Source organism: Bradyrhizobium sp. CB82 (genome assembly GCF_029714405.1).
Lineage (GTDB): Bacteria > Pseudomonadota > Alphaproteobacteria > Rhizobiales > Xanthobacteraceae > Bradyrhizobium.
On the sequence record NZ_CP121650.1, the window covers coordinates 9,044,318 to 9,070,311 of the forward strand.

At 64.2% G+C, this 25,994-nt stretch carries 22 protein-coding genes; 12 read left to right on the forward strand and 10 right to left on the reverse strand.

Going from position 1 to position 25,994, the window contains the following annotated elements:
• Nucleotides 1-319 precede the first annotated feature (319 nt).
• Both QA640_RS42800 and QA640_RS42805 read left to right on the forward strand, forming a co-directional pair.
• Entirely contained in the window at nucleotides 320-1,102 is a 783-nt protein-coding gene (locus QA640_RS42800; RefSeq protein ID WP_283038608.1) for a thermonuclease family protein, read from the forward strand.
• A 156-nt stretch (nucleotides 1,103-1,258) separates the two neighbouring features.
• Entirely contained in the window at nucleotides 1,259-2,650 is a 1,392-nt protein-coding gene (locus QA640_RS42805; RefSeq protein ID WP_283043057.1) for a M48 family metalloprotease, read from the forward strand.
• Between the two features lie 109 nt (nucleotides 2,651-2,759).
• Here QA640_RS42805 and QA640_RS42810 read toward each other — a convergent pair whose 3' ends face one another.
• On the reverse strand, nucleotides 2,760-4,088 hold the full coding sequence (locus tag QA640_RS42810; protein ID WP_283038609.1) for an MFS transporter: 1,329 nt from the start codon (nucleotides 4,086-4,088) through the stop codon (nucleotides 2,760-2,762).
• A gap of 177 nt (nucleotides 4,089-4,265) precedes the next feature.
• Here QA640_RS42810 and cyoA point away from each other — a divergent pair, with 177 nt between their 5' ends.
• The 8 genes from cyoA to QA640_RS42850 all read left to right on the forward strand — a co-directional run bounded on the left by cyoA (nucleotide 4,266) and on the right by QA640_RS42850 (nucleotide 12,948).
• Nucleotides 4,266-5,426, forward strand: a complete 1,161-nt coding sequence (gene cyoA, locus QA640_RS42815; protein ID WP_283038610.1) for a ubiquinol oxidase subunit II — start codon at nucleotides 4,266-4,268, stop codon at nucleotides 5,424-5,426.
• A gap of 10 nt (nucleotides 5,427-5,436) precedes the next feature.
• Nucleotides 5,437-7,443: a cytochrome o ubiquinol oxidase subunit I gene (gene cyoB, locus QA640_RS42820; protein ID WP_283038611.1), complete on the forward strand. Its 2,007-nt coding sequence runs from the start codon at nucleotides 5,437-5,439 to the stop codon at nucleotides 7,441-7,443.
• Nucleotides 7,440-8,069, forward strand: coding sequence for a cytochrome o ubiquinol oxidase subunit III (cyoC, locus tag QA640_RS42825; protein WP_283038612.1), 630 nt, complete (start codon nucleotides 7,440-7,442; stop codon nucleotides 8,067-8,069). The genes cyoB and cyoC overlap by 4 nt, the downstream gene beginning before the upstream one ends.
• On the forward strand, nucleotides 8,066-8,443 hold the full coding sequence (gene cyoD / locus QA640_RS42830; protein ID WP_283038613.1) for a cytochrome o ubiquinol oxidase subunit IV: 378 nt from the start codon (nucleotides 8,066-8,068) through the stop codon (nucleotides 8,441-8,443). The genes cyoC and cyoD overlap by 4 nt, the downstream gene beginning before the upstream one ends.
• An 8-nt stretch (nucleotides 8,444-8,451) precedes the next feature.
• Complete coding sequence (locus tag QA640_RS42835) at nucleotides 8,452-9,282, forward strand: SURF1 family protein (protein ID WP_283038614.1); 831 nt, start codon at nucleotides 8,452-8,454, stop codon at nucleotides 9,280-9,282.
• Nucleotides 9,254-10,651 carry an ATP-binding protein gene (locus tag QA640_RS42840; RefSeq protein WP_283038615.1) on the forward strand — a complete coding sequence of 466 codons (1,398 nt, stop codon included), beginning with the start codon at nucleotides 9,254-9,256 and terminating at the stop codon, nucleotides 10,649-10,651. Before QA640_RS42835 ends, QA640_RS42840 begins: the two co-directional genes overlap by 29 nt.
• On the forward strand, nucleotides 10,641-11,174 hold the full coding sequence (locus QA640_RS42845; protein ID WP_283038616.1) for a response regulator transcription factor: 534 nt from the start codon (nucleotides 10,641-10,643) through the stop codon (nucleotides 11,172-11,174). Before QA640_RS42840 ends, QA640_RS42845 begins: the two co-directional genes overlap by 11 nt.
• Before the next feature lie 358 nt (nucleotides 11,175-11,532).
• A complete protein-coding gene (locus QA640_RS42850; RefSeq protein WP_283038617.1) occupies nucleotides 11,533-12,948 on the forward strand; it encodes an adenylate/guanylate cyclase domain-containing protein in 1,416 nt (471 codons plus the stop codon).
• Nucleotides 12,949-12,983: 35 nt separating this feature from the next.
• Here QA640_RS42850 and QA640_RS42855 read toward each other — a convergent pair whose 3' ends face one another.
• A complete protein-coding gene (locus QA640_RS42855; RefSeq protein WP_283038618.1) occupies nucleotides 12,984-13,982 on the reverse strand; it encodes an AraC family transcriptional regulator in 999 nt (332 codons plus the stop codon).
• Nucleotides 13,983-14,375: 393 nt separating this feature from the next.
• Here QA640_RS42855 and QA640_RS42860 point away from each other — a divergent pair, with 393 nt between their 5' ends.
• Together QA640_RS42860 and QA640_RS42865 are read left to right on the forward strand one after the other, a co-directional pair.
• Entirely contained in the window at nucleotides 14,376-14,663 is a 288-nt protein-coding gene (locus tag QA640_RS42860) for a hypothetical protein (RefSeq protein WP_283038619.1), read from the forward strand.
• A 237-nt stretch (nucleotides 14,664-14,900) separates the two neighbouring features.
• Nucleotides 14,901-15,740, forward strand: coding sequence for a DUF1194 domain-containing protein (locus QA640_RS42865; RefSeq protein ID WP_283038620.1), 840 nt, complete (start codon nucleotides 14,901-14,903; stop codon nucleotides 15,738-15,740).
• 98 nt (nucleotides 15,741-15,838) lie between these two features.
• On the opposite strand, the gene QA640_RS42870 is transcribed toward QA640_RS42865, so the two are convergent.
• The 8 genes from QA640_RS42870 to QA640_RS42905 form a co-directional block, all read right to left on the reverse strand.
• Entirely contained in the window at nucleotides 15,839-16,321 is a 483-nt protein-coding gene (locus QA640_RS42870) for a c-type cytochrome (protein ID WP_349253683.1), read from the reverse strand.
• 252 nt (nucleotides 16,322-16,573) lie between these two features.
• On the reverse strand, nucleotides 16,574-17,203 hold the full coding sequence (gene upp / locus QA640_RS42875; RefSeq protein ID WP_283038621.1) for a uracil phosphoribosyltransferase: 630 nt from the start codon (nucleotides 17,201-17,203) through the stop codon (nucleotides 16,574-16,576).
• A 98-nt stretch (nucleotides 17,204-17,301) separates the two neighbouring features.
• On the reverse strand, nucleotides 17,302-18,540 hold the full coding sequence (locus QA640_RS42880) for a URC4/urg3 family protein (protein WP_283038622.1): 1,239 nt from the start codon (nucleotides 18,538-18,540) through the stop codon (nucleotides 17,302-17,304).
• An 8-nt stretch (nucleotides 18,541-18,548) separates the two neighbouring features.
• On the reverse strand, nucleotides 18,549-19,805 hold the full coding sequence (locus QA640_RS42885; RefSeq protein WP_283038623.1) for a GTP cyclohydrolase II: 1,257 nt from the start codon (nucleotides 19,803-19,805) through the stop codon (nucleotides 18,549-18,551).
• A 270-nt stretch (nucleotides 19,806-20,075) separates the two neighbouring features.
• Complete coding sequence (locus QA640_RS42890) at nucleotides 20,076-20,933, reverse strand: CarD family transcriptional regulator (RefSeq protein WP_283038624.1); 858 nt, start codon at nucleotides 20,931-20,933, stop codon at nucleotides 20,076-20,078.
• 343 nt (nucleotides 20,934-21,276) lie between these two features.
• On the reverse strand, nucleotides 21,277-21,615 hold the full coding sequence (gene fdxA / locus QA640_RS42895) for a ferredoxin FdxA (RefSeq protein WP_283038625.1): 339 nt from the start codon (nucleotides 21,613-21,615) through the stop codon (nucleotides 21,277-21,279).
• 135 nt (nucleotides 21,616-21,750) lie between these two features.
• A complete protein-coding gene (locus QA640_RS42900; RefSeq protein ID WP_283038626.1) occupies nucleotides 21,751-22,020 on the reverse strand; it encodes an RNA-binding S4 domain-containing protein in 270 nt (89 codons plus the stop codon).
• A 72-nt stretch (nucleotides 22,021-22,092) separates the two neighbouring features.
• Entirely contained in the window at nucleotides 22,093-25,431 is a 3,339-nt protein-coding gene (locus QA640_RS42905) for a helicase-related protein (protein ID WP_283038627.1), read from the reverse strand.
• Nucleotides 25,432-25,994: the final 563 nt, after the last annotated feature.

A 25,994-nucleotide genomic window follows, 5' to 3' on the forward strand; every position in this document is an offset into this window, starting at 1 on the left:
CCGCGATCATGCCGCATGCGAAAGAGGGCAGCAAGCGCGCGGCTGTCGTGCATTATCGCGCGCTTGTTTTCCGCAAAGCGGAATGGCGCTTGGGCCCCGCCTGCCTCCACGCCGTCATTGCGAGCCACCGGGTCCGCGCGAAGCGCGGCCCGATGACAGGCTCCGCGAAGCAATCCAGAGTCTTTCCGCGGACGGATTCTGGATTGCTTCGTCGCTTCGCTCCTCGCAATGACGGATATGCGGGACGGACGAGCCAACACATAGTTCCAGCGCTGATCAATCAGTGGCCTCTTCGTAACGCGCCACGTTTGAGGTAAGTATGGAACGCACCACAACCTCCCCGGACGATGTGAACCGACCACTCACCTTCCTTGCCGCCGCGCTTCTCGTCGCGTCATATGCCTCCGCGTTTGGGGCCGCCTGCCAATTCGAATCCCAGGGCGAAGGCCACGTCGCCGCCATCGTCGATGCGCGCAGCTTGCGCCTCGACGATGGGCGCGAGGTGCGCCTCTCCGGCATCGAGCCGACTGCGACGACGAAGCAGGCGCTGGCCGCGATGCTTGCCGGCCGCGACGTGCGCCTGCGGGGTACCGATGACACGCCGGACCGCTATGGTCGCCAGGGCGCGCTGGTCTTCGTCGGCGAGAGCGATGGCTCCGTGCAGGCCCTATTGTTGTCCCAAGGTGATGCAATCGTCTCGGCCGAGATCGCGGACAAGGACTGCGCGGCCGCCCTGATGTCGGCGGAGGCCGAGGCGCGGCGCGGAAAAAAGGGCAGCTGGGCTGACCCGTTGGCCATAAAAAACGCGGAAAGTCCGGACGATATTTTGGCCGGGATCGGGCGCTTCGTTGTGGTCGAGGGCAAAGTCCTCTCCGTCCGGCAAGCTGGGGCAACGACTTACCTCAACTTTGGCCGGAACTGGACACGCGGCTTTGCTGTGACTATTTCACGGCGCATGGTTCCGGCCTTCGAGAGCGCCGGGATCGTTCTCAAGTCCCTGGAGAATCGGAAGATTCGGGTCCGGGGCTGGGTCGAGGGGAATGTGGGCCCGCGGATTGACGCGCTCCGGGTGGAACAGGTCGAGTTGCTGGGCGCGGACTAGCCGGGGTAAGGCCTTAAAGGCCAGCACGGGTTAAGCGACGTGGATGGGGTTTTGGGACGCGGAACAGAGGTGAGCCGCCGCCTTCGGGCTGCGCAGGCCGCGCTTTGGCTCGGCCTATCCTGTGGCCTGGGCGCGCTGCTCTCGGGCTGCGGCGACATGGGCCGGTTCCAGACCGCGACCGCGCCGGCCGTCACCCTGCCCAAGCCGACGAAGCCCGCAGTCGCGCAGACGCCGGCCACGGAGAAGGAGCACGAGCGCATCCTTGCCAGCTATGGCGGCGTCTATGACGATCCACGGCTCGAGCAACTCGTCACCAAGACAGTCGAGCGGTTGGTCGCGGCCTCCGATCGACCCGACCAGGGCTACAAGGTCACGATCCTGAATTCCGGCGCGGTGAACGCCTTCGCGCTGCCGAACGGCCAGCTCTATGTCACGCGCGGCCTGCTCGCGCTCGCGAGCGATACGTCCGAATTGTCGTCCGTGCTCAGCCACGAAATGGCGCACGTGTTGTCCAAGCACGCCGCGATGCGCGAGGACCAGGCGCGCCAGGCCGCGATCGTCACCCGCGTCGTCACCGACATGAGCAACGACCCCGAGCTCACCGCGCTCGCGCTCGCCAAGACCAAGCTCACCATGGCGAGCTTTTCGCGCAACCAGGAGTTCGAGGCCGACGGCATCGGCGTCGGCATCTCCGCGCGCGCGCATTTCGATCCCTATGGCGCGGCTCGTTTCCTCTCGGCGATGGAGCGCAATGCCGAGCTGAAGGCCGGCAAGAGCGCGCTCGATCCGCGCGCGCAGGATTTCACATCCTCCCATCCGGCAACGCCCGAGCGCGTGCAGAACGCGCAGACGATCGCGCGGCAATATGCAGCGCCTGAGGGCGCCGAGCGCGACCGCGAGACCTATCTCGGCGCGATCGACAACATCGTCTACGGCGAGGACCCGAGCGAAGGCTTCGTCCGCGGCCGCCGCTTCCTGCACCCCAAGCTTGGCTTCACCTTCCAGGCGCCCGACAACTTCACGCTCGACAACACCGCGCAGGCGGTGATCGGCGTGCGCGAGGGCGGCACGCAGGCGATGCGCTTCGACGTCGTGCGGGTGCCGGCCGAGCAGACGCTCGGCGACTATCTCAATTCCGGCTGGATGGAAGGCGTCGACAAGACTTCGACCGAGGACATCACCATCAACGGCTTCCCGGCGGCCTCCGTGACCGCCAAGGGCGACCAGTGGCAGTTCAAGGTCTACGCGCTGCGCTTCGGCAGCGACGTCTACCGCTTCATCTTCGCGGCCCGGCAGAAGACCACCGAGAGCGAGCGCAACGCCCGCGAGACGGTGAACTCATTCCGCCGCCTGACGCTCGAGGAGATCCAGGCCGCACGTCCCTTGCGCATCAAGGTGATCACCGTGCAGCCCGGCGACACCGTGGAATCGCTCGCCCACCGCATGGCCGGCGTCGATCACCCGACCGAGCGCTTCCGCGTACTCAACGGCCTCGACGCCCATGCGCAGGTCAAAGTGCGCGACCGCGTGAAGATCGTGGTGGATTGAGTTTTTGTAAGGGTGGACGAAGCGAAGCGTGCCCACCTCTTCTCGCAGTCGTGGAAGGACGGTGGGCACGGCGCAAATGCGCCTTTGCCTACCCTACGAAGCTTGAGCCCTAACCACCCGCATCCATCTCGCCGCGTTCGCGCTGGCCGCTCAGCCAGAGCGCCATCAGCGTCCACAATGCGCCGGAGAGCAGATAGGCGCCCGAGGCGATGACGCCCAGATTCGTCGCGAGCAGGAGCGCGGCGAGCGGGGCAAAGCCGGCGCCGAACAGCCAGGCCATGTCGGAGGTCAGCGCGGAGGCCGTGTAGCGATACATCTGCTTGAAGTTGGACGCGATCGCGCCGGAGGACTGGCCGAAGGACAGACCGAGCAGGATGAAGCCGAGCACCATGTAGATGGTCTCGCCGAATGCACCGGCATCGAGCAGCTGCGGGGCAAAGCCGCTATAGACCGCGATCGCGATCGCCGAGCCCATCAGCAGCGACTTGCGGCCGACGCGGTCGGCGATGAGGCCGGAGGCCACGATCGCCGCGACACCGAAGGCGGCGCCGACGATCTCGATCATCAGGAAGCGCACCGGGCTTTCACGCGTGAACAAAAACACCCAGGACAGCGGAAACACCGTGACCATGTGGAACAGCGCGAAGCTCGCCAGCGGCGCGAAGGCCCCGAGCATGATGTTGTGGCCTTCGCGCGCGACGGTGTCGGAGATACGCGAGGGCTGCAGGTCGCGGGTCTCGAACAGCGAGGCATATTCCTCCGTCGCGACCATGCGCAGGCGGGCGAACAGCGCCACGACGTTGATGGCGAAGGCGACGAAGAACGGATAGCGCCAGCCCCAATCGAAGAAATCGTCGGCCGAGAGATTGCCGGCGAAATACGCAAACAGCGCGCTGGCCACGATCAGCCCGAGCGGAGCGCCGAGTTGCGGCACCATCGCGTACCAGCCGCGCTTGTTCTGCGGCGCGTTGAGCGCGAGTAGCGAGGCAAGCCCGTCCCACGCGCCACCCCAGGCGAGACCTTGCGCTGCTCTCGCCAGCGCCAGGAGCCAGATCGCGGCCGCGCCGATCTCGCTGTAGCCGGGCAGGAACGCGATCGCCACGGTCGCGGTGCCCAGGAGGAACAGCGCGGCGACCAGCTTGGCGGTCTTGCCGTATTCGCGGTCGATCGTCATGAAGATGACGGTGCCGAGCGGCCGCGCCATGAAAGCGAGCGCGAAGATGGCGAAGGAATAGAGCGTGCCGGTCAGTTCGGTAGCGAACGGAAAGACCAGGCGCGGAAACACGATCACCGAGGCGATCGCATAGACGAAGAAGTCGAAGAACTCCGACGTGCGCCCGATGATGACGCCGATGGCGATCTCGCCGGGATTGGCCTGGTCGTGACCATGCTCGCCCGGATTTGCGCCTGCCATTGCGGGGGTCTGTGCCATCGCCATCGTGTGCTCTTAACGTCCTGAAAACCAAAGCCGACCACCCGGCGGTCGCCGGGCATTCCGCCCTCTCTGGCCCACCATTCCGCACTGCAACATTGGACAAATTGTCCAATGTCCCAATTGGTGCGCCGCAGCTACGCATTGGCTGGACTACGAAATTTCCAACCAAAAGGCCTACCCGTGTCCCGTTTACGGCTCCTGGCGCTACTACCTTTAGCTGCCGCTCTCGGCGGCTGCGACTTCATCGTGCTTGCGCCGGCCGGTGATATCGCAGCGCAACAGCGCGACCTCGTCATCATCTCCACCGTGCTCATGCTGCTGATCGTCGTGCCCGTGATGGCGCTGACGGTGCTGTTCGCCTGGCGCTACCGCGAGGCCAACAAAGCCGCGCGCTACGAGCCCGAATGGGACCACTCGACCAAGCTCGAACTGGTGATCTGGTCGGCGCCGCTGCTGATCATCATCTGCCTGGGCGCGCTGACCTGGATGGGCACGCATCTGCTCGACCCCTATCGTTCGCTCGACCGCATCGCCGCCAATCAGCGGGTCGATGAGGCGACCGTGCCGCTCGAGGTCGATGTCGTCGCGCTCGACTGGAAGTGGCTCTTCATCTATCGCGACTACGGCATCGCCACCGTCAACGAGCTCGCGGCTCCCGTCGATCGCCCGATCGACTTCCGTATCACCGCCTCGACGGTGATGAACTCGTTCTACATCCCCGCGCTCGCCGGCCAGATCTATGCGATGCCGGGCATGGAAACCAAGCTCCACGCCGTGGTCAACCACGCCGGCACTTATAAGGGCTTTTCGGCGAACTACTCCGGCGCCGGCTTCTCCGGCATGCACTTTGCCTTCCACGGCCTCGACGACAAGGGCTTTGGCGAGTGGATCGCGAAGGCAAAAGCCGCCGGCGGCACGCTCGGCCGCAGCGAATATCTCCAGCTCGAGAAGCCGACCCAGAACGAGCCGGTGCGCCGCTTCGCCAGCATCGATGCCGATCTCTACCGCCTCATCCTCAACATGTGCGTCGAGCCCGGCAAGATGTGCATGAGCGAGATGATGGCGATCGACGCCAAGGGTGGCGCCGGCCATGAAGGGCTGAACAACACCCTGCCGCTCACCTATGACAAATACGCCCGCCGCGGCACCGCGCTCGGACCCGAGCCGATCTTCGTGGCCGGCACCTGCACGCCGGATGCTCCGCAGGGACAGACCACCGCCGCGACCAAGGCCCCCACCGACACCTCGCCGCTGCTCGGCGCCGGGTTGAAGCGGCCGACCTTCACGCCGCTCAAGTCGACGTCCTTCTTCCTCGGCCAGCGTCCGAAATCAGACTCCTGAGAGAGCACGCATGTCTACCAATCCTGATCTCATCAAGCTCGTCTTCGGACGGCTCAGTCTCGAATCGCTGCCGCTGCACGAGCCGATCGTCGTCGGCACCTTTGGGGTGGTTGCGCTCGGCGGCCTCACGCTGCTCGCCGGCCTGACCTATTTCCGCCTGTGGGGCTATCTGTGGCGCGAGTGGTTCACCACCGTCGACCACAAGCGCATCGGCATCATGTACATGATCCTCGGCATCGTCATGCTGCTGCGCGGCTTTGCCGACGCCCTTATGATGCGCCTCCAGCAGGCGATCGCCTTCGGCGGCTCGGACGGCTATCTCAACGCCCATCACTACGACCAGGTCTTCACCGCCCACGGCGTGATCATGATCTTCTTCGTGGCGATGCCGTTCGTCACAGGCCTGATGAACTACGTCGTGCCGCTCCAGATCGGCGCGCGCGACGTGTCGTTCCCGTTCCTGAACAATTTCAGCTTCTGGATGACGGTCGGCGGCGCGGTGCTGGTGATGATGTCGCTGTTCATCGGCGAATTCGCCCGCACGGGCTGGCTCGCTTACCCGCCGCTGTCGAACATCGGCTACAGTCCCGACGTCGGCGTCGACTATTACATATGGGCACTGCAAGTCGCAGGCGTCGGCACGACCTTATCCGGCATCAACCTGATCTGCACCATCGTCAAGCTGCGCGCGCCGGGCATGAGCATGATGAAGATGCCCGTCTTCACCTGGACCTCGCTCTGCACCAACGTGCTGATCGTCGCCTCCTTCCCGGTGCTGACCGTCGTGCTCGCGCTGCTCTCGCTCGACCGCTATATCGGCACCAACTTCTTCACCAGCGACTTCGGCGGCAGCCCGATGATGTATGTGAACCTGATCTGGATCTGGGGCCATCCCGAAGTCTACATCCTGGTCCTGCCCGCGTTCGGCATCTTCTCCGAGGTGACCTCGACCTTCTCGGGCAAGCGGCTGTTCGGCTACACCTCGATGGTCTACGCCACCGTGGTCATCACCATCCTGTCGTACCTGGTCTGGCTGCACCACTTCTTCACGATGGGATCGGGCGCCAGCGTCAACTCCTTCTTCGGCATCACCACGATGATCATCTCGATCCCGACGGGCGCGAAGATGTTCAACTGGCTGTTCACGATGTATCGCGGCCGCATCCGCTTCGAATTGCCGATGATGTGGACGGTCGCGTTCATGCTGACCTTCGTGATCGGCGGCATGACAGGCGTGCTGCTCGCTGTTCCCCCGGCCGACTTCGTGCTGCACAACAGCCTGTTCCTGATCGCGCACTTCCACAACGTCATCATCGGCGGCGTGGTGTTCGGCGTGTTCGCCGGCATCGGCTACTGGTTCCCGAAGGCGTTCGGCTTCAGGCTCGATCCGTTCTGGGGCAAGCTGTCGTTCTGGTTCTGGGTCACCGGCTTCTATCTCGCCTTCATGCCGCTCTATGTGCTCGGGCTGATGGGCGTGACCCGCCGCCTGCGCGTGTTCGACGATCCGTCCCTCCAGATCTGGGTCGTCATCGCCGCGATCGGTGCCGGCCTCGTCTTCCTCGGCATCCTCTGCATGCTCATGCAGTTCGCCGTCAGCATCCTCCGGCGCGAAGCGCTCAAGGATGTCACCGGCGATCCCTGGGATGCGCGCACGCTGGAATGGGCGACCTCCTCGCCGCCGCCGGACTACAACTTCGCCTTCACCCCCGTCGTTCACGACAACGACGCGTGGTGGGACATGAAGCGCCGCGGCTACAAGCGTCCGCTCGCCGGCTTCAAGCCGATCCACATGCCCAGCAACACCGGCACGGGCATCATCCTCGCCGGTCTCTCGACCGCGATGGCGTTCGGCCTGATCTGGTACATCTGGTGGCTCGCCGCGCTAAGCTTCGTTGCGCTGCTCGCGGTCGCGATCGGCCACACCTTCAACTATCACCGCGACTACGACATCCCGGCCGACCACGTCGTCCGGACCGAGGAAGCGCGGACCAAGCTGCTCGCCGGAGCCCAAGCATGACGATTGCAGTCAAACCCGACCAGGCCGCCGAGCCGGTCTTCTATCTCGTCGACGAACATCCGCACCCGGAAGGCTGGAGCACGCCGCTCGGCTTCTGGATCTATCTGATGAGCGACTGCCTCATCTTTGCGATCCTGTTTGCGACCTTCGGCGTGCTCGGCGGCAACTACGCCGCCGGTCCCGCGCCGAAAGATCTGTTCGACCTGTCGCTGGTCGCGGTCAACACTTCGATGCTGCTGCTGTCGTCGATCACCTACGGTTTTGCGATGCTGACGATGCAGCAGAACCGGGTCGCCGCGACGCAGGCCTGGCTCGCGATCACCGGCCTGTTCGGCCTCGCCTTCATCGGCATCGAGCTCTCCGAGTTCGCCCACATGATCCATGAGGGCGCTACCCCACAGCGCAGCGCTTTCCTGTCGTCGTTCTTCACGCTGGTCGGCACCCACGGCCTGCACGTCAGCTGCGGTCTGATCTGGCTGATGACGCTGATGACGCAGGTCGCCCGCTTCGGCCTCATCGAGGCGAACCGCCGCCGGCTGATGTGCCTGTCGATGTTCTGGCACTTCCTCGACGTGGTTTGGATCGGCGTCTTTACCTTTGTCTATCTGATGGGAATGCTGCGATGAAAACCGAAGCTCACGCCGCCCACGCGGCCGATCATCATCACGAGGCGCATGCACACGGCTCGCTCTCGACCTATCTCCTGGGCTTCGTGCTCTCGGTCGTGCTCACCGCGATTCCGTTCTGGCTGGTCATGGGCGGCGCGCTTCCCAACAAGCACGTCACCGCGCTCGCGATCATGGCCTTCGCGGTGGTCCAGATCGTCGTGCACATGATCTACTTCCTGCACATGAACACCAAGGCCGAGGACGGCTGGAGCATGATGGCGATGATCTTCACCATCGTCATGGTCGTGATCGCGCTGTCCGGCTCGCTGTGGGTGATGAATCACCTCAACGGCAACATGATGCCGGTCCACCAGATGAGCGGAATGAAGTGAGTGCGGCCGTGAGACACGAGGGATGGAATACGCGCAGGCTCACCAGGGCAGCGCGCCCGTCCCCGTGGCTCACGACGCTCTCTCTCATCGCCATTGCTATCCTGATCGGTCTCGGCGTCTGGCAGATCGAGCGGCGCGCCTGGAAGCTGGCGCTGATCGACCGCGTCGAGCAGCGCGTCCATGCCGCTCCGACCTCCCTGCCCTCTCCCACGGTCTGGCCCGCTGTCACGGCCGCGAGCGACGAATACCGTCACGTCAGCGTCACCGGCCGCCTGCTGAACGACCAGGAGACGCTGGTCAAGGCCGTGACCGAGGAAGGCCCCGGCTTCTGGGTGCTGACGCCGCTTCAGCGCGACAGCGGCGCGCTGGTCCTGATCAATCGCGGCTTCGTGCCGGCTGACAAGCGCGATCCCGCGACGCGGCCGGAAGCCAATGCGCCCCATGCGATCGAAATCACCGGTCTCCTGCGCATGACGGAGCCGAGGGGCGGCTTCCTGCGCGACAACGATCCCGTGCATCACCGCTGGTTCTCGCGCGACGTCGCGGCGATTGCCGCGGCGCGCCGCCTTGGTGCGGTCGCGCCCTTCTTCATCGATGCCGACGCCGCGCCCAACGCCAGCGTCTATCCGATCGGCGGATTGACCGTGATCCGCTTTCCCAATAACCACCTGATTTACGCGCTGACATGGTTTGCGCTGGCCTTTATGCTGGCTGGTAGACTTTTCGTCACATTCGGCGGCGGGCTGTTTCGTCGCAGGCGCTTTGTCCACGAAGGGGCCGGCGAGACCGCCGCCCGCGGGACGGGATCAGATGCTGGAACGATCGTCGAGCCGACCTGAGAAGGAAGAGCTCTCTCTCGGACATGACGCGGCTGCGCTTCCCGCGCAGGCCGACGGCCGCACCGACCTGACCGCAACGTCCCTGCCCTCACCGACCGACGACGAGACCAACCGCAAGAACATGGCGCTGCTGATCCAGCTGCGCTGGACCGCGGTCGTCGGCCAGATCGTCACGATCGGCGCAGCGCATTTCGGGCTCGGCATCGAGCTGCCGCTCACGCGGATGGGTGCGGTGATCTCGGCGCTGGTGCTGCTCAACATTTCGAGCCTGGTCTGGGTGCGCCACCGCGCCGCGATCACCAACAACGAGCTGCTGGTCGCGCTGATGCTCGACGTCGCAGCGCTCACGGCCCAGCTTTACCTCAGCGGCGGCGCCACCAATCCCTTCACCTCGCTGTTCCTGTTGCAGGTGACGCTGGGCGCGGTGCTGCTCGATGCCCGCTCGACCTGGTCGCTGGTGGCACTGACCTGCGCCGCCTTCGTCTGGCTGACGCTCGCCTACCGGCCGCTGGACCTGCCGCAGAACCCCCTGAGCGACACCTACAGCCTGACCGTCGTCGGCATGCTCGTTGGCTTTGCGCTCAACGCCGTGCTGCTGGTGGTGTTCGTGACCCGCATCAACCGGAACCTTCGCGATCGTGACGCGCATCTGGCGGCGCTGCGCCAGCATGCAGCCGAGCAGGACCACATCGTCCGCATGGGCCTGCTCGCCTCGGGCGCGGCGCATGAACTCGGCACCCCGCTCGCCTCGCTCTCGGTCATCCTCAACGACTGGCGCCGGATGCCGGAGCTCGCCGGCCGCGAGGAGCTCGCCGAGGACCTCGCCGAAATGGAGACCTCGCTGCAGCGCTGCAAGTCGATCGTGACCGGGATCCTGGTCTCCACCGGCGAAGCCCGCGGAGAGGGATCGGCGCCGACGACGGTGGCCGCGTTCCTGACCGCGCTGGTGGAGGAATGGCGCAACGCGCGCTCGGCGCGCACGCTCTACTTCACCAACACCTTCGGCGAGGACATCGCGATCGTCTCCGACATTGCGCTGAAGCAGGTGATCTTCAACGTGCTCGACAACGCCTACGAGGTCTCGCGCGAGTGGGTCGAGCTCCTGGCGGAGCGCGAGGACGACAAGCTCGTGCTGTCGATCAGCGACCGCGGCCCGGGCTTCGTGCCCGAAATGCTGGCGCAGCTCGGAAAACCCTACCAGTCGAGCAAGGGACGCGCCGGCGGCGGGCTTGGCCTGTTCCTGGTGGTGAACGTCGTGCGCAAGCTCGGGGGCACGGTGACGGCCGAGAACCACAGGAAGCGCGGCGCCACGGTGCGGCTCGTGCTGCCGCTCTCCACGCTTGCCATCGGAGGCGGTTTTGACGCCTGAGCAGTCCCTGATCATCGTCGAGGACGATTCCGGTTTTGCGCGTACGCTGAAGCGCTCATTCGAGCGCCGCGGCTATTCTGTCGTGGTCGCGGCCTCGATCGAAGAGGTCCGGAAGGAGCTCGAGGACAAGTCATTCGGCCGCGCCGTCGTCGATCTCAAGCTCGGGGGGGCCTCGGGACTTGCCTGCGTCGAGCTGCTGCACAGCCATGATCCCGACATGCTGATCGTGGTGCTCACGGGCTTTGCCAGCATCGCCACCGCGGTGGAGGCGATCAAGCTCGGGGCCTGCCACTATCTCGCAAAGCCCTCCAACACCGACGACATCGAAGCCGCGTTCCAGAGAGCTGAAGGCAACGCCGATGTCGCCCTGGACGCGCGCCCCACCTCGATCAAGACGCTGGAATGGGAGCGTATCCACCAGACGCTGATCGAGACGGATTTCAACATCTCGGAAGCCGCACGGCGGCTCGGCATGCACCGCCGCACACTGGCGAGAAAGCTCGAGAAGCGGCCGGTGAAGTGAGGGCGTCTCCATCGCCGTGATTTGTGTGGTGGGTTAGCCGAACGCGTAACCCACCACTGCTTCCAGGATTGCGGGGCGAAGTTGGCGGGTTGCGCTTCGCTAACCTTGCTGCGTCATAAACGCTCTAACTCCTCATCCTGAGGAGCTTGCGAAGCAAGCGTCTCGAAGGATGGGGGCCACAGGCGGGGGCCTCATGGTTCGAGACGCGCTTCGCGCTCCTCACCATGAGGGTTAGGGACACAGTAAGGCTAATCTACCCTACACGGCTGATGACCTCCAACGGAAGTATAACTAGACTTATCATTCATTGCGGCTGCCGACGTCTGCGCTGCAAAGGCCCACGCGAGGAGACCGCCCCGTGACCACGCTTGTCGAGCGCCTTGACCTCTCCGCCGTATTGCCGCGTCCGCGCCGCCGGCGCGATACCGAAACCGTCGAGTTCGCCCAGGCCGCGCTGGCGGCAGCCAAGCAGGAAGGCCTGCGACTGGCCGTGCAGACGCGTTATGTCGCGCTCGCGGTGATCGCCTGCCTGCTGCTGATCATCAATCCGGCATGGGAGCAATTCTACTATGTGGTGCTGCTTGGCCTGTTTGCGCTGATCGGCTGGGCCCAGGTCAGGATTGGACGGGTCGGCGTGTCCCGGGCGGAGCTTGCGCTGCTGTTCTGCGACCTCGCGCTGCTGACGTTCATCCTCGTCGTGCCGAATCCCTTCAGCTCCGCGCACTGGCCGGTGGCGATGCAATTCCATTTCGGCAACTTCATCTATTTCTTCGTGATGCTGTCCGGAGCGACGCTGGCCTATTCCTGGCGCACGGTCATCGCGGTGGGAACGTGGACTGCGGCGCTCTGGATGATCGGCGTCGCCTGGGTGTGGTGGCAGCCGGATCGCGCTCCCGAGCTGACGGCCCGCATCGCCGCCGCGGTCGGCAGCGACCACAATCTGTTTCGGCTGATCTCGCCGAGCTCGATCAGCCTCGGCGGACGTATCCAGGAGATCGTCGTGTTCATGATCGTCGCGGTGACGCTCGCGATCGCGGTGCGCCGCAGCAATGATCTGCTGATCCGCCATGCCGCGGTGGAGCGCGAGCGCGGCAATCTTGCGCGCTATTTTTCGCCGAACGTGGTCGAGGAGTTGTCGAAGCATGACGAGCCGCTGAAGCAGGTGCGCACGCAGAACGTCGCGGTGTTGTTCGTCGACATCGTCGGCTTCACGGCCTTTGCCGACGCGCGCACGCCGGAAGACGTCGTGCGCACCTTGCGCGAATTCCACGCGCTGATGGAGCAGGAGGTATTCGGTCACAGCGGCACGCTGGACAAATATCTCGGCGACGGCCTGATGGCGACGTTCGGCACGCCCTTCGTCGGCAAGGCCGACGCCATCAACGCGCTACGCTGCGCCCAGGCGATGATGGCGGCCGCCGATCGCTGGAACGAGCAACGCGGAGCGGCCGGCGAGCCTCCGATCCGCGTCAGCTTCGGCCTGCACTACGGCCCGGTCGTGCTCGGCGATATCGGGGTGACCTGTCTCGAATTTGCAGTGATCGGCTCGACCGTAAACGCGGCAAGCCGGCTCGAAGCCTTGACCCGCACGCTCGGCTGCGCGCTGGTGGCGAGCGACGATCTCGTCAGGCGCGCCAGGATCGAGCTCGGCGAGACGGATGCGGCGTTTCGTCCGCTGAGAGCCCAGGCCCCGCAGATCGTCCGCGGCCTCGAGCAGCCGATCGCAATCTGGACGCAGGCGCGCGTGGCTTCAGGCACAGACATCGTCGCGTAGCGTACCGGCCGCAGCGCTACAGTCCGCCGGCGACGTCAACCCGATTTTCTGGCCTGGGCCCGTATGCCGGTCGGCGACTCGCCAAAACGCGCGTGAAACGATCGATTGAAATAGGAGATATCGGAAAATCCGGCCTCCAATGCGATGTCGGAAATCAATCGCGGGCTCGCAACCGGATCCGTGAGAAGCGCGAACGCTCGTTGCAGGCGCAACTCATTCACCTGAGCGGTAAACGACGATCCCGAGGATTCGAGCAGCCGCTGCAGATAGCGCGGAGAGACGCCCTGGCTATGCGCAACTGTTTCCAGATTAAGTTCCGGATCGTCGAAATGGGCAGCGATGTAGTCCAATACGGCAGCCAGCCGCGTTGCCACAACCGCGCTGGCGTTGCTCTCGCCCGACAGGCGATCGCGGCTCAGCATCATTGCCGAAAGATCATGAACATGCGTCGCCACCAGGCAACGCAAGTCGGCTGTGGCCAAACGAAGTTCGTCCCATAGCGGACGCATATAGCTCTTAATGAGACGCAAGGTGGTCTGCTCGCGCGGAATGAGCCGCATCGTCGGCTCGTCGATATCACTCAGGCGCGACGCAAGCTCGGCACGAGGGATTGCCAGAGCGAAGTAGCTTCCTTCCGCAAAGCTCACGCTGCCTTTGCTTCTGTGATGCACCGCGACGGCGTCGCCCGCGCGCAGGGCCACCTCCCGGCCGCGCTGAGCTACGACGCAGTCCTTCGTCATGTTTATGATGATGGCAATGGATCCATCAGCGTCGGCCGCATCGCATGTGCGGCTAAACTGAAGCGGCGATGAGGTGGCAGAAAACGTATTCAGCCCCGGCAGGACGCGCAACGTCGATCTGGCGTGAAATGGAACATCCGACAACGGCTCGATATCGACGCGAATGATCTTTTCGCCGAATTCCTCGCGCCACATGGACAGGCGCCGTTGCTCGGGAAACTTGTCAGTCGAAAGTCGAAATGTTGCGAGTTCAGGCAAGCATTCCGACGTCTGGCGCTTTCCTGTTTCACTCATGGGCTTCGACCTCAAACGGGCCTCAACACCTCGCGAAGCAAGAGCGGAGTCGAGGCGAGAGATGCTGGAAAAATCCCTGCAGGCACCGAGTATGACGCGGCTCCAGGAGAGCGCCGAGGCATTTGCTGATTGAGTCGATTCCCAGAGCCACGTGAGGCGCTCCTTCGATCAGAACCCAGCGCCGGCAACCTGTTCAGCCGAACGACAATCCGAGCGTGTTGACAATTCGCGCACCCGGTTTCAGTTCCGCCGTTCGCAATTGACCAAGAAGATCTGCCGTTCGTTTGCTAGTGTGACGAGTTACGGTGCGCAGGAAAAATAGCATAATTCAATTTGTCGTGGCGGGATGTGAGCTGGTTCACTCTTCGCGATAGCCGACGGAAGGAGATTGCCATGAAGAAGATGTTCTTGATGGTCGCGATTGGGCCGGCGATGGTGGTCGGCTTCTCTGCGAGGGCAGCAGAACTTCCGAGCTTTGAGCTCACTGGCTTTCCGATCACGTGGCACCAGGTTGCGGTGATGGGCGCATCCGGGGTTCAAGAGCAGTCTCCCGCTCCGAGGCTGGAGTCTGCTGGTATGCCGGCTTCTCCCCATCAGATCGCCGTGCTGACTCCGCGCCAGAGCATGATCGCGCAGAAGAAGGCTCCGAAACTGACTACAGTCGGGTTCTCTCCGCGATAGTCAAGCTGTCCCTGCGGATGTATGCCGCTACCAGTATCAGATTTGAGAATACCATTTTGACGCAAGCTTGATTTCAGGAGTCGCCTTGGACTTTTGTTTGTCCGGGGCGGCGGCAACGGGGCCCGGTGCGCCGTTTCGTCACACAGTGAATGGTTGTCTACGTCTGCGCAATCAACTGGATTCTCGCGCGCGGTGTCTGGAGCGCGCATGTAAGCACAACCCGAAACGAGGCCCGCCATGCGCAAGTATGTCTGGCTCCTGAGGGCGCTGATCGCAGGCGCTCTCGCTGGAGCCAACGTCGCCAGTACTGCCGTCGGCAATATCGGGTATCAATTGGTCGACAAGGATACCTTACCCTCCGTCGATGCCGAACTCGTCATCGCCGTTGATGTCTCCTATTCGATGGATGAGGACGAACTCCGCGTCCAGCGCGAGGGTTACGCGCAGGCCGTCGTCTCCAAGGAGTTCCTTCAGGCGGTCAAGGCCGGGCCGAAGAAAAGGATCTCCGTGACCTATTTCGAGTGGTCGGCATCGGATGATCAGAAGATCATCGTGCCCTGGAGGCTGGTCGACGGCCCGGAATCAGCAGATGCGCTGGCCGCCGAGATCATGCAAACGCCGGTTCGCCGGGGCTCCCGCACGTCGATTTCCGGCGCGATCCACTTTGCGATTCCGCTGTTCGACCAGGATCGTTACTACGGGCTGCGACGTGTGATCGATATTTCCGGTGATGGTGCGAACAACGAGGGGAGCCCGGTTACCAAGGCGCGGAATGCGGCGCTGGAGAAGGGTATCACGATCAACGGCCTGCCGATCATGGTGAAAGGACCAACCGTCTCGATGATGGACATCGATAACCTTGATTTATACTACGAGGATTGCGTGATTGGAGGCCCGGGCTCGTTCATGCTGGCAATCAAGGAGCGCGAGAAGTTCAAGGAGGCAATCCGAACCAAGCTTGCAATGGAGGTCGCCGGCCTGACGCCGGCGTACCGGGTCGTCTCGGCGGCCGAAACCGAACCGAGGGTACCCTGTGGCATTGGCGAGGACATATGGGAGAGGCGAAGCCGGTGGTGAGCGTCGGCAACTGCTATCTTCCGGTCGAGGGTAGGCCTCAGTTGCGATTGACGCTCATGGCCGCGCCAAGCCGGTGGGAACGGGTGTGAAAGGAGGAGCTATCGGCTCGTCGCGTCCGATCGCAGGAAGGAAACTATTCTTGCTCTGTCGTCGGCAGATGCCAGTCCGCTGTATGGTTTCATGCTGTTGCCCGGTACCAGTTCATCGGGATTGGCGATGAAGCGCTCAAGCTTTTCGTCGTCCCACACGAAGTCGGCCCCCTTCATCGCGCTGGAGTAATTATAATCCGGCAGCGAGCCGGCCTTCCTTCCGAGGATCCTGTACAGATGCGGGCCCAGGCGATTGTCGCCGTCCTTGGTCGTGTGGCAGGTCCGACATGCATTGTTGAACAGGCGTTGTCCTGACGCGGTGTCCAGACTTTGTCGCGCAAGCTCCTGTCCATGGGAGGGCGAAAACAACGTGCACGCCATCCCGCCCAGGGCAAGGAGCGGGCTCACCCAGTGGCTGCGCTGCACACGCACATCTCGCAACCGGCCGAACTTTGGCAGGGCGCGCCACGCCAGGAGCTGCGGATGCTTCATTCGATCACCTCGCTAAAGCATGATCCGGAAAAGTGCGAAGCGGTTTTCCCTCGCGACAAACGCGGAACGCGTTTGCGCGGAGATCATGCGCAAACAACAACCTAAAATCTGATCGCGCATTAGCGAAGCGATTGCGCGACTGACGGCGGCTTCGAAGTCCGGTATCTCGCCAGCATCTAGCAGTTGGCGGATCGGGGCCGGAATTCAAATCAAATTGTCCGTCGATTTCCTCGATGGCCTCGATCCGTTTCCCTATCGCGTTCCGTATGCGCGGTCACCGGCGTCGCCGAGGCCGGGCAGGATGTAGCCGTGCTCGTCGAGCCCTTCATCGATGGCCGCCGTCCAGATCGGGACATCCGGATGCAGGCCGCGAATCCGCTCGAGACCTTCGGGCGCAGCGATCAGGCAGGCAAGCCGAATATCCTTGGCACCACGCTCCTTCAACCGGTCGACAGCCGCCACCGCCGTGTTGGCCGTTGCAAGCACCGGCGTCACCACGATCGCGAGCCGTTCACCGAGGTCGGACGGCGACTTGAAGAAATATTCGACGGCCGCGAAGCTGTGCGGTTCGCGATAGAGCCCGATATGCGCGACGCGCGCGGTTGGGACCAGATCCATCATGCCGTCGACGAACGTCGTGCCGGCGCGCAGGACCGGAACGAACACCAGCTTCTTGCCGGCGATCTTGGCCGACTGCATGCGCGCAAGCGGCGTCTCGACGACGACCTCGGCGAGCGGAAGATCGCGCGTGACCTCGTAGCACAGGAGCATCCCGATCTCCTTGACGAGCTCGCGGAAGGATTTTGTCGAGATGGACTTGTCCCGCACCAGCGTCAACTTGTGCTGGACCAGGGGATGATCGACGATCGTGACGCCTTCCATGACCTAAAGCTCCTGAATTCGTCAAAAAGCGCAATATCGGGATGATGCGCGCGCCGATCCCGATATCCGGGTGACCGGCAGCGTTGCCAATCAAGCCCTTAGAAAACGGTACCATCGCTGATGACCTTGATCGGTGGCGCGCCATCGGCCCTCCGCGCAAAGGCGGCGGCGCGGCCCGCGGCCCAGGTGCCGCCTTCCAAAATGCTTGCAAGCGGCAGCGAGGCGCGATCGCGGCCGAGCCGCGCGCGGACATGCTCGGCGAGGCAGTCCAGCAAGGCGACCGTCAGCGCCCGCCATTCCACGACGAGGAGGGAGTCCACGGCATGAGAGTGCTCGACATCCGCAAGGTCGCGCAGGCGCAGCACATCGAGATCGACGAACAAGCCGCCGTTGCGGTATTCGGCGAGCCCGGTGAGGCCGTCGATGTCGATCACGTCAAAGCCGGCGCGCTGCAAGGGTTCGATCAGCGAATAGCTCAGCCATTGCGACAGCTTGTGCAGGGGTACGAGACCTGTGGTCGCGTCATCGGTCTTGATCGCGCCGTGGCGCCAGCAATCACCGAGGGGAATGCCGGCGAGTTCGAGTCGCGACGGCCAGATCGGCCCGAGCTGGCTGAGCACTTCGGCGAGAATGACGGGTGCGGCGATCACGCCGCTATCCGCCCGTGCAGCGAGATGATCGAACAATCCGCCCGGCCGCGGCCGATCATGTGCGCCGAAGATCTGCGGACGGGACGCCACGAGCTGGCCTAAGCGCCGCAGCAAATCCGTGCGTCCCTCAAGGCCCAGCAGCGGATTGTTGTCCGTGGCCTGAAAACCAGACTCGAGCCGCGCGAGCGGGAGATGGGCGATCACATCCGCATCGGCGCGGAAGTGAGAGCGGGAGTCACCGGAAAACGCACCGTCTGCGAACATGTCGAGGCTTGCGAGGGCAAGGCCCTCGGAGCGGCCGATTACCCGTCCCGTCATGGCATCGCAGTAGCGCCAGGCGGCACCAGCACCCGCATCCAGCAGCACGCTGACAATGGCGAGATCGAACTCGGCGCGCGCCCGCGTGGCGCGATCCGGCCAGGACGCTGTGTCCGCGAGGCGCGACCAACGGTCGACGCCGCCGAGGACGAAGTGCCGCCACCGTGCGTGGAAGGGGATGTTCAGATCGGGATATGATCGCCGCGTGACCGCGAGCACGGCATCCACGACAGCGTCCATGCGATCCAGATGAACCGTAAAATGCGTCAGTCCGTCGTTCAAACCGATGTCGAGCATCTGCGCGGCGCGCGCGCGGACCGCTTCCGCCGAGAGCAGCGATCGGGCCTCTCGTTCTGTGGCCGCCGCCATCACGTAGCTCAATATTTCTCCAGCGAGCGTCCGACCGTGTCGGTCAAATCCTTCGCAGTCGGAATCTCTTCTGCGTAATATCCGGCCGCCTTCTTGGCGGCGATCTCGACATGCGCATCGGCCGGAATCAGCTCCAGCGGGATCGGCACGCGCTCGACGATATCGATGCCTTGCCCCGTGAGCGCGTCATATTTCATGTCGCTCATCGACAGGAAGCGGTCGATGCGCTTCAACCCGAGCCAGTGGATCGTGTCCGGCATCAGCTGCTGGAAGCGCGCATCCTGAACACCGGCAACGCATTCGGTGCGCTCGAAATAGGCGGCGGCTGCGTCGCCGTCTTCCTGGCGCTTGCGGGCATTGTAGACCAGGAATTTCGTGACCTCGCCAAGCGCCCGACCTTCCTTGCGGTTGTAGACGACGAGTCCGAGCCCGCCCTCCTGCGCGCCGCGCGCGCATTCCTCGATGCCGTGAATGAGGTAGGGGCGGCAGGTGCAGATGTCTGAGCCGAACACGTCCGAGCCGTTGCATTCGTCGTGCACACGACAGGTGATCTTGGTGCGATGATCGGGAAGCTTGGTCACGTCGCCGAACAGATAGACGGTGGTGCCGCCGATCGGCGGCAAGAACACCTTCATGTCGGACCGCGTCACGAGCTCGGGGAACATGCCGGCGGTCTGCTCGAACAACGTCCGCCGCAGCTCGGTCTCCGTCGTGCCGAAGCGCTTTGCAAGGCCGGGCAGGTACCAGACCGGATCGATGGCGATCTTCACCACCGACACGCTGCCATTGGCGTGCACGACCTCGCCGTCCGGCTTCAGCCGCTTGTCAACCAGCGCGCCACGGATTTCCGGCAGATCCAGCCGCGCGCGCGTCACCGCGATGCTCGGCCGGATGTCTGCGCCCTCGGCGATCTCCTGGCGGAAGTTCTCGGCGACGAGATGCCCCCAGGGATCGAGCGCGACGATCTTTTCCGGATCGCTCCATTGCGGGAACGGCCCGATGGTCGCGGCCGGAAACGTGTTGGTGAGATCGGGACGCCGGATCGGATCGAGCGCGCCGGCGGAGACCGCGAGCGCGCGATAGACGGCGTAGGAGCCGCCATGGCTGCCGATGACATTGCGATCCTGCGCTCGCGACACTGTGCCGACGATCGGCCCGCGCGCGCGCGCATCCGCGGCGCCCCACTGGATCGGGAAGGCCGCCTTTCCGCCTGGCTCCGGATGGGAGGTGAGGCGGATATGTTCGGTACGGTTCGAGCGGCTCATCACCGGGCTCCCATAAAGCCAACGGCCCGCCTATCAGACGGGCCTGGACCATCCTACCGTGCGGTCATGACAAAGCCGTTCACGACCGAATTGAACAGCATAAGGGCTGACAGACCTGTTCGCTAGGTGTTCGTTACGCATCCAGGACGATCAGACCGCCGGCTCCTTTTGCTTGGCTCAGGCCTTCGAGGGCGATCGCCCTCGCATCAAAACGAACAAGCCCGGCCGTTCGGCCGGGCTTTGGATTTGCTTGCCGAGACGCGAAGCAGCTTACGCGGCCTCGTCGGCGACAGCCGCATCGTCGCCGTCGGTATCGTCGATATCGCCCTCGGTGTCCGCATCGGCCTCGCCTTCGGCGACCTCCGCCTTGGCGTTGGCGCGGCGCGGGCTTTTGGCGAGCTGGGCCTCGATCTCCTTGACCGCTTCGGTCTCGGTCGAGTGCTGCACCACCGCGATCTCGCGGGAGAGGCGATCGAGCGCCGCTTCATAAAGCTGGCGTTCGCTGTAGGACTGCTCGGGCTGCGATTCGGAGCGGTAGAGGTCACGCACGACTTCTGCGATCGCGACGATGTCGCCCGAATTGATCTTCGCTTCGTATTCCTGGGCGCGGCGCGACCACATGGTGCGCTTGACGCGGGCGCGACCCTTGAGGGTTTCCAACGCCTTCTTGACCAGCGCGGGCTCGGACAGCTTGCGCATGCCGACATTGGCGACCTTGGCGGTCGGAACGCGCAGCGTCATCTTGTCCTTGATGAAGTTGATGACGAACAGCTCGAGCTTGGCCCCGGCGATCTCCTGCTCCTCGATGGCCAGGATCTGGCCGACGCCGTGAGCGGGATAAACGACGAATTCGTTTGCCTTGAAGCCCTGGCGCTGGGTCACGACCTTCTTTTCCTCGACCTTCGGCGCAGCGGCAGCCGGCTTCGCGGCGGGCTTGGCAGCACCGACGGCGGCCTTGACGGAAGGAGCCTTGACGGAAGGAGCCTTGACGGAAGGAGCCTTGGCGGCGACAGGCGCTTTGTGCGCAGCAGCAACAGGAGCTTTCACGGCAGGCTTGAGCGCAGCCTTGGGAGCTGCGGGCTTGGCAGCGGTCGCTTTCGCGGCCGGTTTGGCAGTCTTGTTAGGCATTGCGCTTCTTTTGTTCTTCGAGGACTTTGCAGCCGTGTGCTTAGTCGCCGCACGACCCTTGGATGCGCTACGGCTGGCCGCGGCGACTTTTTTGACATCCTTATGGGACGCCTTAGCAGAAGTACTCTTTTTACGCGTTTTCTGTGACACAGCCTGCGCGCGGAAATCGGCCACGCCCCTGTTCGACATGAGGTTTCACGGGAACCCAGAGGGGCCAACGGGGCTGACGGGGTTCGGCTTAATGTGCCCAATATAGCACATTTCCCGCAAAAATCAATGATTTAGGGGTTTTTTGGCCTGTTTGCGGCGCTGACTAAGGTATTAGGGTTAAGTTTGACCCGAGTTAGTCCCCTGAACCGGGGTTTTTAGAAAAATATTTCTCGAACTTGCCTTCCTGGCCGTCGAATTCCTTCGCGTCCTCTGGCGAATCTTTCTTCTGGGTGATGTTCGGCCAGCTTTTGGCGTACTCGGCGTTCACTTCCAGCCACTTTTCGAGACCCGGTTCCGTGTCCGGCTTGATGGCGTCCGCCGGGCATTCCGGCTCGCACACGCCGCAATCGATGCATTCATCGGGGTGGATGACCAGCATGTTCTCGCCCTCGTAGAAGCAATCTACCGGGCACACCTCGACGCAGTCGGTGTACTTGCACTTGATGCAGTTTTCAGTGACGACGTAAGTCATCCAACGCTCCGAAAAGCTCTCTCAAATTCGCGGCTTGCGTAGCGCGTAAACACCCACGCCGCAAGATCGGCAACGGCTGATCATGACCGGTTTTCACGTTTCATCGGCCAAGAAATGAATACGACGCGCAATTAATTACGCTTTGCGCTCGCCCAGCTCCTCATACAGCACGCGCGCCGAGTTTGCATCGCCCCGCCGCTCGGCAAACGCGATGACCTTCATCACCCGGACCGTCCGATCCAGCGCGATGGTCAGGACGTCGCCGATCTTGATGGTGTGACCCGGTGAAGTCTCGCGCACGCCGTTGACGCGGACATGGCCGGACTCGACCAGATCGGCCGCCGAGGTGCGCGCCTTCACCACGCGAGCGTGCCACAGCCATTTGTCGATCCGCTGGCGCTCCAATCGTATCCTTTCGCGAACGAGGCCTTCTTCCCCTCTTCCCGCAAGCGGGCAGAGGGGAAGAGAGAAACGTTGCTACTCCTTGCGGCCGGCGAGCTGTTCTTTCAGCGCGGCGAGCTTTGCGAAGGGCGAGTTCGGATCGATGGGGCGATCGCGCTCGCGAGGGTTCGCGCTGGAGGCATAGGGGCGATGTGCGGGACCGGATTCTCGGTCACGGCGATCACGGCCCTTGTCGCGGTCGCGGCCACGGCCGCCATCGCGATCGCCGAACTTGCCCTTGTTGCGATCGCGATCCTTGTCGCGGTCCTTGCCCTCGAAACGGCGGCCCTTGTCGTCACGCGGCTCGCGGCGCTCGCCGCCTTGGCCCTCTTCGCGGCCTCTGCGGAAATCCTTGCGATGACCGCCGCCGTGACGGTGGCGCTCGCCGGGCTTTGCGGCATCAGTGGCTGCGGCCTCGCCCTCCGCGGCGGGAGCTGCCTGCAGGCCTTCCTGCGGACGCGGCTGGTGGTGATGGCGGGGGCGATGCCGCTCGTGGCGCGGCTTGCGGTCCTCGTGACGGCCGCCGGGACGCCAGACCTCGACGAGCTGCGGCTCGGCCGGGGCGGCTTCCGCCACTGCTTCCGGAGGCGCGGCAGCGTCGGCCGATGCGGCAGCTTCCGCGGCGGCGGCAGCGTCGGCCGGCGCGTCCTCGGGCGTCACCGGGGCCTCGGGCGTGGCCTCGAGCGCGGGCTCGGCGTGAGGCTCTTCCTCATGCTGCTCCATGCCCGGCGCGTCCTCGACGGTAACCGGCTCGGGTGAAGCCTCGACAGGAGCCTCAGTGGCAGGCGCCGCGTCGTCCGCGGGAAGTCCGGCAACGGCTTCCGCCGCCGTCTCGCTTGAGGACTCCGCCGCGCCTTCAGCAGGCGGCGTTTCGGTCGCGACCGTCTCTGTCACGACCGGCTTTGGCGGCAGCGGCGCGCGCTTCTCCATGCGATAGCCGAGCGCGCGCAGCACCGAGGCGAAATCTTCGCCGGCCGAGCCCGTCAGCGAGGTCATCGCCTGCGTCACCACAAAGCCGCGGCCGTCGAACGCCCCGAGCGGCTTCTCGCCGGGCGAGGTCTCGCGCCAGGCCAGCGCAGGCCGGATCAGATCGGCAAGACGCTCCAGGATGTCGACGCGCACGGCGCGCTCGCCGCATTGCTTGTAGCCGAGCACGCGATAGGCATCGCGCGGAAGCTGCTTGTCGGCCGGGAACGAGGTGCGGCCCGAGCTCGCCAGATGCTGCGCACCCGACAATGCCGACAGATCGACATTGTCGTGCTTCAGCGCCCAGAGCAGCGCGGCCAGCGCACGCCCGGCGGGCTTCAGCAGCTGCGGGAAATAGAGGTGATAGGCGCCGAAGCGCACACCGTATTTGCGCAAGGTCGCGCGCGAGGGCTGGTCGAGATCCTTCAGCTCGCTCGCGATCTTCGGCCGCTCCAGGACGCCGAGCGCCTCGACGAGCTGGTAGGCGATGCCGCGGGCAATGCCGGTGACGTCCTCGGCCTTCGACAGCTCGAACAGCGGCCCGAGCAGCTTCTCGATATGAGTCTTGAGCCAGAGCTCGAGCCGCGCCTGCACCTTTTCGCGCGGGCCGCCCGTGAGGCGCTCGTCGGAGATGATGCGGATGCGCGGATGCAGCGCCTCCTCTGCGGCGACGAGGCGCGCCACGGCATCGCCGGTCCAGCGGATGATGCCTTCCGAGGTCAGCACGAACTGCTCGTCGGGCGCTGCGGAGAGCTTTTCGGCCCGCGCATTGATCTCGCCGGCGAGCACCGCCTGCGCCGCAGCCTGCAAGGCTTTCGCATCCGAGCCGGCTTCCGCCGCATCCGGTGCAAAGGTGAACCCATCAAGACGGCCGATGACGTGGCCTTCGACGATGACTTCGCCGGTCTTGCCGATTTCAGTATTCAAGCTCGTGTTCTCCCGCAGGCGGCGCATCAATACACTGGTACGACGATCAACGAAACGCTCTGTAAGCCGTTCATGGAGCGCATCTGACAATTTATTTTCGACCTCCCGCGTGATCCCCTGCCAGCGTTCGGGGTCTTTCAGCCAGTCCGGGCGGTTGGCGACGAAGGTCCAGGTGCGGATCTGCGCGATCCGGCCCGACAGCGTATCGATGTCGCCGTCGATGCGGTCGGACTGGTCGACCTGGGCGGCGAACCAGGAATCGGGGATGCAGCCCTTGTCCATCAGGAAGCCGTAGAGCGTGGTGACGAGCTCGGCATGGGCCGCCGGCGACAGTTTTCGGTAGTCAGGGACCTGGCAGGCCTCCCACAGCCGTTCCACCGCCGCCTTGCCGTGCGCCTTGTCGCGGACCTCGCCGTCGCGGGCGGCGTGATCGAGCACGCGCATGTCCTCCGCGATCGGCGCGCGCGTCAGCGCCTCATGCCCGGGGGCCAAGTTCAGCGAGACCTGGAGCGCGCCGAGCGAGGAGAAATCGAGCTTTGAATTGCGCCACTGCAACACCTTCACCGCATCGAAGGTGTGGTTCTGGAGCGCGTTGACGAGCTCGGGCTCGAACGGCGCGCAGCGGCCCGTCGTTCCGAACGTGCCGTTGCGCGTGGCGCGGCCGGCGCGGCCTGCGATCTGCGCGAATTCGGCCGGCGTCAGACGGCGGAACTGATAGCCGTCGAATTTGCGGTCGGAGGCAAAGGCGACGTGATCGACGTCGAGATTGAGACCCATGCCGATCGCGTCGGTGGCGACGAGATAATCGACATCGCCGTTCTGGTACATCGCCACTTGCGCGTTGCGCGTGCGCGGCGACAGCGAGCCGAGCACCACGGCGGCGCCGCCATGCTGGCGGCGGATCAGCTCGGCGATGGCATAGACTTCATCGGCGGAGAAGGCGACGATCGCGGTGCGTCGCGGCTGGCGCGTGATCTTGCGGTCGCCGGCAAATTCAAGGGTCGACAGCCGCGGCCGCGTGATCATGGAGGCGCCGGGCAACAGTCGCTCGATGATCGGGCGCATGGTGGCTGCGCCGAGCAGCAGCGTCTCGTCGCGGCCGCGACGGTTGAGGATGCGGTCGGTGAAGACGTGGCCGCGTTCGAGATCGGCGGCGATCTGCACTTCGTCGACCGCGAGGAAGGAGACGTCGAGATCCCTGGGCATGGCCTCGACGGTCGAGACCCAGTAGCGCGGGTTCTTGGGCTTGATCTTCTCCTCGCCCGTGACAAGCGCGACGCTCTCCGTGCCGGCGCGATCGGCGATCTTGTTATAGACCTCGCGCGCGAGCAGCCGCAGCGGCAGCCCGATCATGCCGGACGAATGCGCGAGCATCCGCTCGATGGCGAGATGCGTCTTGCCGGTATTGGTCGGCCCGAGCACCGCAGTAACGCCGGCGCCAGGCGCGCGCTCGGAAGCAAGGGAGGAGGGAGGAAAGGCCATTCTGGGGGACTAGGTAATCGTGATTGGGGCGAATGTCAGTGCCGTTTGGGGTCGGAGCGCTCTCCGCACACACCACTGTCATCGCCCGGCTTGCTCCGCTGTCATGCCCCGGCTTGACCGGGGGCATCCAGTCCGCCGCGCCGGCTCGGTTCTATCACAGGCGCCTCGGCATACTGGATCGCCCGGCCAAGCCGGGCAATGACACCCGAAGCTGAGGCGACATCCCCGCATCTCCCGCAACTGTCTCATTTTGCAACGCTTTCTCTGCCGCACTTAAGCTTTGGAACGACTCCGGAACGAATCGCGGCCGAATCGCTGACTCCCCTGTGCTTCCGGATTCGTTCACGCAACATCTCGCGCCAGGTCGATTTCAGCGCACTAGATGGAGCTTTGATCATCGGCACAAGCGGCGTTTTCGGGGCGAGTTCCTTAATGTTGAGGACGGGCCGGAGTCGAATCAGAATCGGGCGGGAGTCAAATGGATTCACGCCCGGACGCGGCCAAAACAAAATCTCGAAAACAACCCCATGCAAAGGAGTCGGAGCCTCCCCCAAGGGGGGCGC

Coding starts and splice junctions, on each gene's coding strand:
- QA640_RS42870 (WP_349253683.1), bottom strand. CDS start 16,321: ATGAAGCATCCGCAGCTCCTGGCGTGGCGCGCCCTGCCAAAGTTCGGC.
- cyoB (WP_283038611.1), top strand. CDS start 5,437: ATGTCTACCAATCCTGATCTCATCAAGCTCGTCTTCGGACGGCTCAGT.
- QA640_RS42805 (WP_283043057.1), top strand. CDS start 1,259: ATGGGCCGGTTCCAGACCGCGACCGCGCCGGCCGTCACCCTGCCCAAG.
- QA640_RS42860 (WP_283038619.1), top strand. CDS start 14,376: ATGAAGAAGATGTTCTTGATGGTCGCGATTGGGCCGGCGATGGTGGTC.
- QA640_RS42880 (WP_283038622.1), bottom strand. CDS start 18,540: ATGGCGGCGGCCACAGAACGAGAGGCCCGATCGCTGCTCTCGGCGGAA.
- cyoC (WP_283038612.1), top strand. CDS start 7,440: ATGACGATTGCAGTCAAACCCGACCAGGCCGCCGAGCCGGTCTTCTAT.
- QA640_RS42840 (WP_283038615.1), top strand. CDS start 9,254: ATGCTGGAACGATCGTCGAGCCGACCTGAGAAGGAAGAGCTCTCTCTC.
- QA640_RS42800 (WP_283038608.1), top strand. CDS start 320: ATGGAACGCACCACAACCTCCCCGGACGATGTGAACCGACCACTCACC.
- QA640_RS42890 (WP_283038624.1), bottom strand. CDS start 20,933: ATGCCTAACAAGACTGCCAAACCGGCCGCGAAAGCGACCGCTGCCAAG.
- fdxA (WP_283038625.1), bottom strand. CDS start 21,615: ATGACTTACGTCGTCACTGAAAACTGCATCAAGTGCAAGTACACCGAC.
- QA640_RS42865 (WP_283038620.1), top strand. CDS start 14,901: ATGCGCAAGTATGTCTGGCTCCTGAGGGCGCTGATCGCAGGCGCTCTC.
- QA640_RS42885 (WP_283038623.1), bottom strand. CDS start 19,805: ATGAGCCGCTCGAACCGTACCGAACATATCCGCCTCACCTCCCATCCG.
- QA640_RS42905 (WP_283038627.1), bottom strand. CDS start 25,431: ATGGCCTTTCCTCCCTCCTCCCTTGCTTCCGAGCGCGCGCCTGGCGCC.
- cyoD (WP_283038613.1), top strand. CDS start 8,066: ATGAAAACCGAAGCTCACGCCGCCCACGCGGCCGATCATCATCACGAG.
- QA640_RS42855 (WP_283038618.1), bottom strand. CDS start 13,982: ATGAGTGAAACAGGAAAGCGCCAGACGTCGGAATGCTTGCCTGAACTC.
- QA640_RS42810 (WP_283038609.1), bottom strand. CDS start 4,088: ATGGCGATGGCACAGACCCCCGCAATGGCAGGCGCAAATCCGGGCGAG.
- upp (WP_283038621.1), bottom strand. CDS start 17,203: ATGGAAGGCGTCACGATCGTCGATCATCCCCTGGTCCAGCACAAGTTG.